The following is an 11,059-nucleotide window of genomic DNA, read 5'->3' on the forward strand; positions in this document are numbered from 1 at the left end:
TTCGTCGCCATATAGGGTCGGTTCGTCCAATATTGTCCGAATCATCCTGCCGTACGTCGTGACGGGTCCGGCCGTATGTTCGGGCGGAGGCATGGGGATTCGGGTGGCCCGGATAGGCTGGCGGGATGACGCGAACCGAGCAGCCAACGGTCGTCACCCCCCCATCCGGCGCTCTCGCCGCGGATTCCCGCGAGCGCGCCGTGCGAGCGTTGCTTCGCTTCCCGCCGCTGCGACGGCTGTGGAGCGCACAGTTCGTCAGCGGCATCGGTGACGCACTCGCCGTGCTTGTCCTGCTGGCACTGTCGTTTCAGGCGGCGGTTGCGGCGGGCTCGTTTGGCGGTGGTTACCGCGGGGCAGCACTTGCCATCGCAGCGGTGTTCGGCGCGAGATTGCTGGCCACGCTGTTGTTCGGCGCGGTACTGCTCGGCCCCCTAGCCTCGCTGATCGGCCCCTCCGGGCCACTGGACCGACGCTGGACCATGATCGGTGCGGACGGGGTGCGGCTCGCCCTGTTGGTGATCGCTCCGCTGTGGATCGACTGGATGCCGGCCGATGCGCTTGCCTCGTTGCTGGTCACCGCGTTTGTGGTGGGCGTCGCCGAGCGGCTGTGGACGGTGGCCAAGGAGGGCGCTGCGCCCGCGCTACTGCCCGCGCCACCGCTGGAGGGCGCGGCGGTGCGGCCGTTGCCGGACCATTTGGACGCGCTGCGTAGGCTGTCGCTTCGTACCACTGCCGTGACGTTGCCGATCGCCGCTGCCGGCATGATCGCCGTCACGCTGGTCAGCAATCTGTTTGGCTCCGGCATCGACTGGTTCCACGCGCATCAGCCGGCCCTAGCCTCCTATGTGGCCGCCGGTCTCTTCGCGGCCTCGGTGTCCGTCCTCTACTTCCTGGAACTGCCCAGCGCGGAGGCGACCCGCGCGCGCTCCCCGCTGGAGGGCTTGCGCCGTCCCAAGGCCCCGGCGCGCGGCACGGCGACGAGCGCCGCTGCCGGTGCTGGCGGCGGCGTTGTGGGTGCTGGTGCTGGTGCTGGTGCTGGTGCTGGTGCTGGTGTGTCCGGTGTTCCGGGCGTCGTACGGGCCGCCGTGCCCGATAAGGGGCGTACGGGCTCGTTTGCGGTACTGGTGGCGGCCTGCGCCGCGGTGGCCGCAGCGATGGCCGCGGCCTTCGGCGTCACCCTGTTGCAGGCGGCCGATCTCGGTGGTGGCCCGGTCGGGTTCTCGCTGCTTGCGCTGATGATCGCCGGTGGGCCGGTGATCGGCGTGCGCTGCGCGCCGCGGGTGCTGCCTACGCTCTCCCGCCGCCGGCTGCTCGCGCTGGCGATCGCGGCCACGGGCCTTGCGCTACTCGCCGCCGGCCTGGTCCCTGACCCGACGACGGTGCTGCTGCTCGCGCTCCTCGCCGGTGTCGCGGCCGGCGTCGCGGCCAACGTCGGGCACACGCTGCTCGACCAGGAGGCGGAGGAGTCGCGTCGGGCTCGTACGACCGAGCATCTGCATGCCGTCGTACGCGTCTCGCTCGCGCTCGGCGTGCTCGCTGCCCCGTTGCTGGCCGCGGCGATCGGGCCGCACCGGTTGGAGAACGGTGACTTCGTCTTTGAGCACGGTGGCGCGGCGTTCACCTTGATGCTGGTCGGTGCGTTGCTGTTGCCGGTGGCTGCGCTGGTGCTCGGCAAGACCGACGACCGGCAGGGCGTACCGCTGCGCCGCGACCTACGCGAAGCGCTACGCGGTGGCGAACCCGCCCAGGCGCCGGCCGCCAACGGCTTCTTCATCGCGATGGAGGGCGGTGACGGAGCGGGCAAGTCCACGCAGGTGGAGACGGTCGCGGAGTGGATTCGTCACAAGGGCCATGAGGTCGTGGTGACGCGCGAGCCGGGCGCGACGGCGATCGGCAAGCGGCTGCGGTCGATCCTGCTGGACGTATCCAGTGCGGGGCTGTCGCACCGCGCGGAGGCGTTGCTGTACGCGGCGGACCGGGCCGAGCACGTTGACTCGGTCGTACGGCCCGCTCTGGAGCGCGGTGCTGTCGTCATCTCGGATCGCTATATCGACTCTTCGGTTGCGTATCAGGGCGCGGGTCGCGACTTGTCTCCTACGGAGATCGCCCGCATCTCGCGTTGGGCGACGGATGGCCTCGTTCCGCATCTGACGGTGCTGCTGGATGTGTCCCCAGAGACTGCGCGCGAGCGCTTCACGGAGGCGCCCGACCGGCTGGAGTCGGAGCCCGCCGCGTTCCATCAGCGCGTCCGGGCCGGGTTCCTGGCCTTGGCGGCGGCCGACCCGGCGCGCTATTTGGTGGTGGACGCCGGCCAGGAGCCGGAGGCGGTCAGCACGGTCGTACGGCATCGCCTCGACCAGTTGCTGCCACTGTCAGAAGCGGAGATCAAGGCGCGCGAAGAGGCGCGTAAGAAGGCCGTGGAAGAGGCTCGCCGCAAGGCCGAGGAGGAAGCCGCGCGCAAGGCCGAGGAAGAGCGGCTTGAGCGCGAGCGGCAAGAGCAGCTTGCGCGGCTGCGGGCCGAGGAAGAGGAGCGCAAGCGCCGCGAACTCGAAGAGGCCAAGCGCCTTGAGGCTGCCCGTCAGGCCGAGGAGGCCAGGCTGCGGGCCGAGGAAGCGCGCCGCCTCGCCGAGGAGGAGCGCCAGCGCCGTGAGGCCGAGGAGCAGGCCCGCGCGGCGGAGGAGGAGCGGGTTCGCCGCCAGGCCGAGGAGGAGGCTCGGTTGCGGGCCGAGGCCGAGGCGCGGCGGCTGGAAAAGCAGCGCAAGGCCGAAGAGGCCCTGGTCCGCGCGGAGCAGGCGCGGCTGGCAGCTGAGGCGGCTGAGGCGGCTGAGGCGGCTGAAGTCGCGAAAGCAGCGGAGGCGGCTGAGGCAGCGAGGGCGGCTGAGGTCGCGAAAGCAGCGAGGGCGGCTGAGGCGGCTGAGGCAGCGGAGGCAGCAAAAGCAGCGGAGGCGGCTAAGGCAGCGAGGGCGGTTGAGGCTGCCGCCGCAATGCCGGAACCGGGTGTGGGGCCCGAGCCCGTGCGTGGTGGCCAGGGGTCGCCTCAGCAGCGAGGCGGGGCAGCTGTGCCGGAGGCGGGCAGGGATACGGATAAGGGGCGGGCTCCGCAGCGGCCGGGCGCGGGCCCCGAGCGCGGGCCCAGGCCGACTGCGGCGGGCGGAGACGAGGCGCCGACCGTCGCAATCCCGACCGTGAAGCTGTCCGAGGTGCGGGATTGGGGCGCCACTGGGCAGGATGGGGCGCCGGGTAGTGGTGAGGGTGCTGGTGTTGGTGAGGGCGCCGGCAGCGGTGACGGTGCGGATGTAGCCGGGGGCGCTTTTGGCGCACAGTCTGCTCACGAAGGCGCGCCGGCGCACGCTCCGTCGAACGCCGATACGACGGAGACGGTCGAGACGCCTCGTGTGGACCCCCGGGTGCCGCGACCGGACGGCGCCGCTACCGGGCGCGCCGGAGAGGTGTCCGACGATGAGACGAGGGCGCTGCCGCGGGTGCGCCCGGATGCGAGTGCGCCGGCGGCGCACGCGCAGGGCGTAGGAGGTGTGCGGGACGCGCACGACTCGCGGGATGCGCATGGAGCGCGTGAGCCGCGGGAAGCGCAGGATGCGTACGGGGCATGGGATGCGCGTGAGTCAGATGACTCATGGGCGCCACGGGACGCGGAGGAGACCGCGCAACTGCCGCAGCCGCCCGTGCTGCCCGCGGCGCCGCCCGCGAGTGCGGCCGATGAGACAGCGGTGTTGCCCGCCGTGGGCAGCGGCGCGCAGGGTCCGTACCTTGAGCGTCCCGCGGACCCCGCGGACCGTGTTCCGCCGTGGCTGTTCCGGCCGGAGGACGATGGCGGCGCGCGCCCGTCCGTTCCTGAGCCCGGCAATGAGCGCACGCGGGAACTGCCGCAGTACGACCCGTCGCAAGGCGGCGCAGCTCCGGGCGGCCAACCTGACCGACGCGGGCAGGGGCAGGGTTACGCGGACCCGACAGGCCAGCCGGGTGAGCCGGTTGCGGAGCAGCGTGGCCGACAGCGGCGGCGTCCAGAGTGGGCCGAGGAGACGCCGCTGGACGACCTTCCCACGCTCGCGGACGAGCTGCTTGGCCCGCGCGATGCCGCGAACGAGGGCTACTACGACCCACGTAACGAGCGGCATCACAGCGCCGACGCCGACCGCGCTACGGACCCTGACGGCCGCCCCACGGACGGCCGCGGAACCGATCACGGGACGCGCGACGGGGCTGGTCCTGGAGCGCAGGGCGGTGCCGGTGGGACCGGTGGTGCGGGCGGCGGTGGCCAGGGCGGTCGCGGCGGTAGCGGTGGTCAGGATGGCCGCCGGGGCTGGGGCCGCAGGAGCTGAGAACCACGGTTCGCGGGGCCGACGCGGCACCTCCTGCCCGCCATCGTCACGCCTGTGACAGCCCCGGTGACAGTCCCCCGTGACAGCGCCCGTGGCGGCCCGGCGCAAGGGTCCACCGTGATTGTCAGTGCCGTACTCCACAATGGATTGGCATGAGGACGTACGACGCACGCGGCGGCGGACCGGGGGAGGGCCCGCCGGCGGTGTGCGGGCTTCCGCACGGGGCCGTACGCGCGGCGGGATGGCATGTGCGTGTGGGCGCAGGTGCGTACGGCCTTGGCAGCCATGCGGGCAGTGGTGGGTCCGTACGGAATGGTTCGGCGGCTGTCCGTGCGGGCTGTATGGGGGACGCGTGGGTGCGTACGCCCCTGCGGGGGGCACCGGCGGCTTTCCGCTGTGAAGAGGTCGGTGCAGGACACAGCCGCCGTACGCCGCTCACAGGCGAGGGCCGCTTGGCGCGTAGGGCGGGGGCGAGGCGTACCGCGGGGCGGACCGGCAGCGGGTTGAACAAGCGGGGACAGGTGGGGGCAGGCACAAGCAGGGAGACGAGCCATGGCGGTGTGGGACGACCTGGTGGGGCAGGACCGGGTAGCGGAGCAGCTCTCGGCTGCCGCACGCGACGCGGACGCGTTGGTCACGGCGACGAGCCTGCGTAGAGCCGGCGGCGCCGCCAGGGCCGGGGGCGTTGCCGAAGCTGGGGAGGCGGCTGCCGGAGGATCGGCCGGCGGCAGCACGGGCCGCCCGTCCGGCTCGAAGATGACGCACGCCTGGCTGTTCACGGGCCCGCCCGGGTCCGGGCGAGCGACGGCGGCACGCGCGTTCGCTGCGGCGTTGCAGTGCGTCAGCCCCGACCGGGCACTGGGCGGCATCCCTGGTTGCGGTTTCTGCGACGGCTGCCATACGGCCTTGATCGGTACGCACGCAGATGTCGAGGTGGTGCGTACGGACGTGCTCTCGATCGGTGTCAAGGAGACCCGGGACCTGGTGCGCAGGGCGCAGTTGTCTCCTTCGGGCGGACGCTGGCAGGCGATCGTTTTGGAGGACGCAGACCGGCTGACGGAAGGCGCGGGCAACGTCCTACTCAAGGCCATCGAGGAGCCCGCGCCGCGTACGGTGTGGCTGCTGTGCGCGCCGTCTCTTGAGGATGTGCTGCCGACGATCCGGTCCCGCTGCCGCCACCTCATTCTCCGTACGCCGCCGGTGGAAGCCGTCGCCGATGTCCTCGTACGGCGCGACGGCATCGACCCGGACACGGCCGCCGCCGTCGCGCGCGCCACACAGGGGCACATCGACCGGGCGCGTCGGCTGGCCACCGACGAACGCGCGCGAGCGCGGCGCGCGGCGGTGCTGTCGCTCCCACTGCGTGTGGACGACATCGGTGGCTGCCTCAAGGCCGCGCAGGAACTGGTGGACGCGGCGAACGAAGAGGCCAAACAGCTCGCGGAGGAGGTCGATACGAAGGAGACGGAGGACATGCGCTCGGCGCTCGGCGCCGCCGCGGGCACCGGCGGGAGGCTGCCGCGCGGCACGGCCGGTGCGATGAAAGACCTTCAGGACCGCCAAAAACGTCGCTCGACCCGTACCCAGCGGGACAGTCTGGATCTTGCCCTCACCGACCTCACCGGGTTCTACCGGGACGTGCTGGCCCTTCAGTTCGGTTCGCAGGTGGCCATCGCCAACGTCGAGCAGCGCCAGGCCCTGGAGCGCATCGCGGCGGGCTCCGGGCCGGAACGGACGCTGCGCCGGATAGAAGCGATCACCGCGTGCCGCAAGGCGCTCGACCGGAACGTGTCCCCACTGCTGGCAGTGGAAGCGATGACCATGTCACTACGAGCGGGCTGATTCGGCCTCGGCTCTCCGCTCCCGTTCCTGGCTTGTTTCCGGCCCTGGTTTGGGCTGCCCCGATCTCGCCTCGGGCGGGCCTGAGCTTGTTTCGGGCTTGGCTTGGGGGCTCGGCCTGGGCTTGTTTCGGGCTTGGCTTGGGTGTGTCCCGTGACCCGGCTGCCGTGCATTGCTCCGTTCGGTCACCCGTACGGGTCGGCGAGTGGAAACTCCCCGTACACGCCCCGGTACTCTCCGACTCCCAGCGTGCGGAGCCGACGCGCGGGGACGCCGCGTACGACTGAGGGGCCGACGATGGACACATGCCGCTTGTTCCGCACCCCTGGCATCGTCATCGCGGCTGTGGCGCTGTTGATCTCCGGATGCTCGTCGAGTGATCCATCACCCAGCGCGGCGACCGCACCGGCGACCCGTGCACCCTCACCGCCCACGGCCGCCGACGAGGGACAAGGCGACGAGACGGGCAGGAGGGGCCCAAGGGGCGATGCGGTCCCGGGTCGGGCAGGAGACGAGGTGCGCGACAGCGGCTCCGCAGCCCCGCCCGGCGCAGACAGGCGCGCCAACCCGTTGCGCCCGCTACCGAAGGCGATCCCGGCCGTGCTCAAGGGTTATTACGAGCAACGGTTGCGCTGGAGGGCCTGCGGGCCAGCCGGGTACGAATGCGCCACCCTCCGGGTGCCGCTGGACTACGCCAGGCCGAACATCGCCAAGGAGTTGAGGCTCAGCGTGTCCCGAAAGAAGGCGACGGGCGGGGCGCAACGGTTGGGGTCGTTGCTGGTCAACCCGGGTGGGCCGGGCGGGTCGGCGGTCGGTTACCTCCACGCGTATGCGGGTGTCGGCTATCCGGCCGCGGTGCGTGCCCGCTATGACATGGTGGCGGTCGATCCGCGCGGCGTGGCGCGCAGCGAGCCAGTGGACTGCCTGCCGGGCCGCGAGATGGACGCCCATGTGCGAAGTGACCAAACGCCGGATGACGCCGCCGAGACGCGGGGCCTGGTGCACGCGTACGAGAAGCTGGCGCAGGGTTGTCAGCGGCTCTCCGGCGCACGCCTCGGGCATCTCTCGACGGCCGAGGCGGCGCGGGACATGGATGTACTGCGAGCGGTACTCGGTGACCGGAAACTGACCTATGTGGGCGCCTCGTACGGAACGTTTCTGGGCGCCACCTACGCGGGGCTCTTCCCGAGCCGTGTCGGCCGCCTCGTGCTGGATGGTGCGATGGACCCGTCGCTGAGCGCCGAGCAGATGAACCTGGACCAGACGGGTGGGTTCGAGACGGCGCTCGGGGCGTTCGTGGCGGATTGCGTACGGCGGTCGGACTGTCCGCTGGGAACGCGTGACGGGGCCGCGGCGGTCCACCGCCTCGCGGACCTGTTCCGGCGCGCCGACGCTCACCCGCTCCCTACTCGCGAACGGCGCGACCTGACGGAGTCCCTCGCCACGACGGCGGTGCTCTCGGCGATGTACAACGAGGGAGCCTGGGCGACGCTCCGTGCGGGGATCGCGGCTGCCGCGAAGGGCGACGGCACGGGCCTGTTGCAGTTGGCGGACGCGTACTACGAGCGGTCGGCCGACGGTACGTACAGCAACCTCATGGCCGCGAACCAGGCCGTGAACTGCCTCGATCTACCCCCGCCCTTTCGCCGCCCGACCGAGGTCACCCGAGCCCTGCCGGCCTTCGAAAAGGCGTCCCCACTGTTCGGTCGCGGCCTTGCCTGGGCGGCCCTGAGCTGTGCCTACTGGCCCGTCGATGCGACGGGCCGCCCGCACCACATCAAGGCCAACGGCGCGGACCCCATCCTGGTCGTCGGCACCACCCGCGACCCGGCCACCCCCTACCGCTGGGCCCGCGCCCTCGCCTCCCAACTCACCTCGGGCCGCCTGCTGACCTATGAGGGCGACGGCCACACGGCGTACGGCCGCGGGAGCGACTGCGTAGACACGGCGATCAACACCTACCTCCTGACGGGCCAGCCCCCCACCCCCGCGAAGAAGTGCACCTGACCACCACCACCCCTGACCTGCACGGAAACCCGGAACAGCACCTCGTACGGAGCACTCCGGGAAACTGTGTAGACTTGGCCCCGCTGTCGTCGCCTACCAGGTTTCGCGCAGCATGCCGCCTTAGCTCAGTTGGCCAGAGCAACGCACTCGTAATGCGTAGGTCTCGGGTTCGAATCCCGAAGGCGGCTCTGCGAAACCCCAGGACTCACTCGCCGTGACCTGGGGTTTTGTGCTTTCCAAGATCAATTCATAGTTATACGACACCCCTACCGAGGCGCCATGATCGCCCTCGGTGGACAACCGGTGGACAGTCGGGCGGCGGGCGTGCAGAGCGGTGCCTGGACGGGCGCTCGGCGACGCTTTCGAGTGGCTGGCAACGGAGACGCATCCCTGGTCGCGCGGTCGCGATTGACGTGGGATGAATTTTGGCAGGTTCCCACAGGTCCCCGGACGGCACTGACTGTGCGGCCACATGTGACGAGGCCAAGTCGGAACCTGTGCCGTCGCTCCTACGCGTCCCGGGCCCCTGGCGCGTCGATCGACATTGACGCAGAAAATAAAGTGATGCAGCATGATCTCGTCGAGCAGTAAAGTTTGCCGAGTTCGTTGATTGTCCTACTGGGGGTGGGTTCGTTGGCGTTGCGCAGCTCTCGCTTCGATCAGTTGGTTGGGGCTTCGGCTCCGCGGGTTCGAAAGCATGTGATCTGGTCCCTGAAGACGGGGACTCAGGAAGCGATTGACGCGTACGAGTTCAGCAAGTACAGCGACGGCCACACCTTCGGGACGAATCGATGGCGGTTCACTGTGGGTGCGCTCAAAGATCAGGATCAACTGCAAGAGCTTCCCGAGGCCAAGCCGATGCGGGTGCAGAGCACCTTCATGCTCGGTGTCGGAAATGCGATTCTTTACCCCGTATGTTACGCCAGCGACTCGACGACGGATGTGCGGGAGATGAAGATCCGGACCTCGCAAATCCGTAGCGAGATGTTCGCCGCCTACGGCAAACTCGCGCCGCAGGTCCAGACCGCGCTCCGCATCAGTGATGGCATCGACGGTCAAGAGTGGACCATCGAGGACCTCGAGGAAAAGCTCGAGGAGCTGCCCGGGCAACCGAAGATGTTGTTGCTCGCCTACGCGAGCAACCGGGAGGGTGGCTTGCTCAACTGTTTCGTCGGAGAGGCCAAACTGGACCTCTCGGGTGCGGTGTCCTGGGAATGGCTCGAGCCTCTCGCCATCACCGACGCTCAGGGCGGCACCGGCGGAATCTCTGCCGTGGCCCCCATCGATCCCTCAACCCCCGGGTTTGGAACCGGCGCAGAGCCCTCCATCGACCTGCAAGACGCGGACGACACCGCGAACGAAAGCAATGAGCACTAAGCGATCTTCACTTTCGGTGGCCCCAGTCCTGCCACTCGACCTCTCTGCATCTGTCGCAGCGGCGTTCGATGGTGCACGACTTACGCAGGCCCGGCGACTGGCCGGCTGGACCAAGAAGGAGTTGGCGGCAAAGATCAACGTAACTCCCGCCGCTGTGGGCCAATACGAGGCGGGAGCTATCCGGCCTCGACCGGAGCAGGTCCGTCGGCTGGCCGACGCACTCGGGATGCCTAGTGCCTTCTTCACCGTGGGCCGTCCACGAGCTGGTCTGGATACGGCAGCCGTCCACTTTCGTTCCCTGCGCTCTGCTCCTGCCCGTGAACGTGAGCGGAGCGTGTCGTTCACGGAACTGTTGTGGGAACTGGTGTACGAGCTGGAGAGCCATATCCGGCTACCGGCGGTTGATCTGCCGGGGTGGGATGGCGGCGAGACAATCCCCGACCTGCCCACCGATCCGCAACAGGCCGCGCGAGCACTTCGCGCCTGCTGGGGCTTGGGCGATGGCCCGATCCCACACCTGGTTCGCCTACTGGAATCGCGCGGCATCGTCGTGACGGTTCTGCCGTTTCCCAACGAGGACAGTAGGAAGCTGGACGGTTTCTCCACGGCGCGGCTTCCGACCCGCCCTGTGATCGTGCTCAACGACGAGCGCGATGACGTATACCGCCATCGGTTCAGTTGCGCTCACGAGTTGGGTCACCTCTTGCTCCACAGCGAAGCGCATCCCGGCGATGTCCAGCATGAGCGTCAGGCGGATGCCTTCGCCGCTGAGTTCCTGACGCCCGCAGCACGGCTCACGGGCTCATTGCCGACCCGAGTCGACTTCACGATCTTGGGACGTCTGCAGCAGACCTGGGGGGTTTCGCTGGATTCCCTCTTGGTCCGCTGCCGAGAATTGGGCCTTCACACCGAAGCGGTGAGCGGTCGTGCTTGGAGGCGTCTCAGGGCCCTGCGAGCGCAGGGCTTGCTGCCATGCACATCGGTTCAGGGGTTCCCCGGAGAGATCCCGGTGCTGTTGCAGCGGGCCTACGAGATGGCTCAACGGAAGGGCATCACCGCCCAGCGTCTCGCCGACGAGTTGCACTGGCCCGCAGACATGGTGCTCAAGCTTCTCGCTCAGGATCCTCGCCCGGACCTATACCTCGGCCTGGCTCCTTCCACAGCACCGGCACCGTAGTAAGCATCTGCGATCTGAGGAGTAGCAAGCAGCATCGGGGCCCCAAAAGCGGGCCCCGATGCTTCGCAGGAGTGCTTCTACAGCATCTTTTCTGTCATCAGGCGGGACGATCCTGCTGTGAGGCGTCGTTCTTGCGTGGCGGCGCCATCCTCGGCAGCCGAGCCGCCGGGTCTGCCTGCGGCATGACGTCGGGAACAGCCGCGAGCGCCTTGCGGGCATGGGGCACGAGCTGCACGACCTTCTCGGCGGCGTCGCGAGCCAAGTCGTCGAGGACGGACTGGTAGATGTCTCGCGTGACCCGTGTGTCCGAATGGCCGAG

Annotated in this window: 6 protein-coding genes, 1 tRNA gene and 2 pseudogenes; 7 read left to right on the forward strand and 2 right to left on the reverse strand. The window is 69.6% G+C overall.

From position 1 onward, the window contains the following. Positions 1-125: 125 nt before the first annotated feature. Positions 126-4,340: a dTMP kinase gene (gene tmk, locus FHS42_RS31700; protein ID WP_246495688.1), complete on the forward strand. Its 4,215-nt coding sequence runs from the start codon at positions 126-128 to the stop codon at positions 4,338-4,340. A 552-nt stretch (positions 4,341-4,892) separates the two neighbouring features. Continuing rightward, positions 4,893-6,182 carry a DNA polymerase III subunit delta' gene (locus FHS42_RS31705; RefSeq protein ID WP_184578786.1) on the forward strand — a complete coding sequence of 430 codons (1,290 nt, stop codon included), beginning with the start codon at positions 4,893-4,895 and terminating at the stop codon, positions 6,180-6,182. Positions 6,183-6,364: 182 nt separating this feature from the next. On the opposite strand, the gene FHS42_RS38835 is transcribed toward FHS42_RS31705, so the two are convergent. Continuing rightward, positions 6,365-6,613: a hypothetical protein gene (locus FHS42_RS38835; protein WP_312867123.1), complete on the reverse strand. Its 249-nt coding sequence runs from the start codon at positions 6,611-6,613 to the stop codon at positions 6,365-6,367. 82 nt (positions 6,614-6,695) lie between these two features. On the opposite strand from FHS42_RS38835, the gene FHS42_RS31710 reads away from it, so the two are divergent. From FHS42_RS31710 to FHS42_RS31725, 5 genes and pseudogenes are all read left to right on the forward strand, one after another. Next, positions 6,696-8,186, forward strand: coding sequence for an alpha/beta hydrolase (locus FHS42_RS31710; protein ID WP_312867124.1), 1,491 nt, complete (start codon positions 6,696-6,698; stop codon positions 8,184-8,186). A 114-nt stretch (positions 8,187-8,300) separates the two neighbouring features. Next, positions 8,301-8,374 (forward strand) — tRNA-Thr (locus tag FHS42_RS31715). Between the two features lie 445 nt (positions 8,375-8,819). Then, a complete protein-coding gene (locus tag FHS42_RS31720) occupies positions 8,820-9,563 on the forward strand; it encodes a hypothetical protein (RefSeq protein WP_184578792.1) in 744 nt (247 codons plus the stop codon). Next, positions 9,553-9,789: pseudogene (locus FHS42_RS38840) on the forward strand (helix-turn-helix domain-containing protein); the annotation flags it as partial. The gene FHS42_RS31720 and the pseudogene FHS42_RS38840, both read left to right, overlap by 11 nt. Positions 9,790-9,897: 108 nt before the next feature. After that, entirely contained in the window at positions 9,898-10,740 is an 843-nt protein-coding gene (locus tag FHS42_RS31725; protein WP_312867125.1) for an ImmA/IrrE family metallo-endopeptidase, read from the forward strand. A gap of 97 nt (positions 10,741-10,837) precedes the next feature. Here the strand turns inward: FHS42_RS31725 and FHS42_RS31730 are convergent. Next, a pseudogene (locus tag FHS42_RS31730) lies at positions 10,838-11,059 on the reverse strand (site-specific integrase); the annotation flags it as partial.

The organism is Streptomyces zagrosensis, from assembly GCF_014203645.1.
Lineage (GTDB): Bacteria > Actinomycetota > Actinomycetes > Streptomycetales > Streptomycetaceae > Streptomyces > Streptomyces zagrosensis.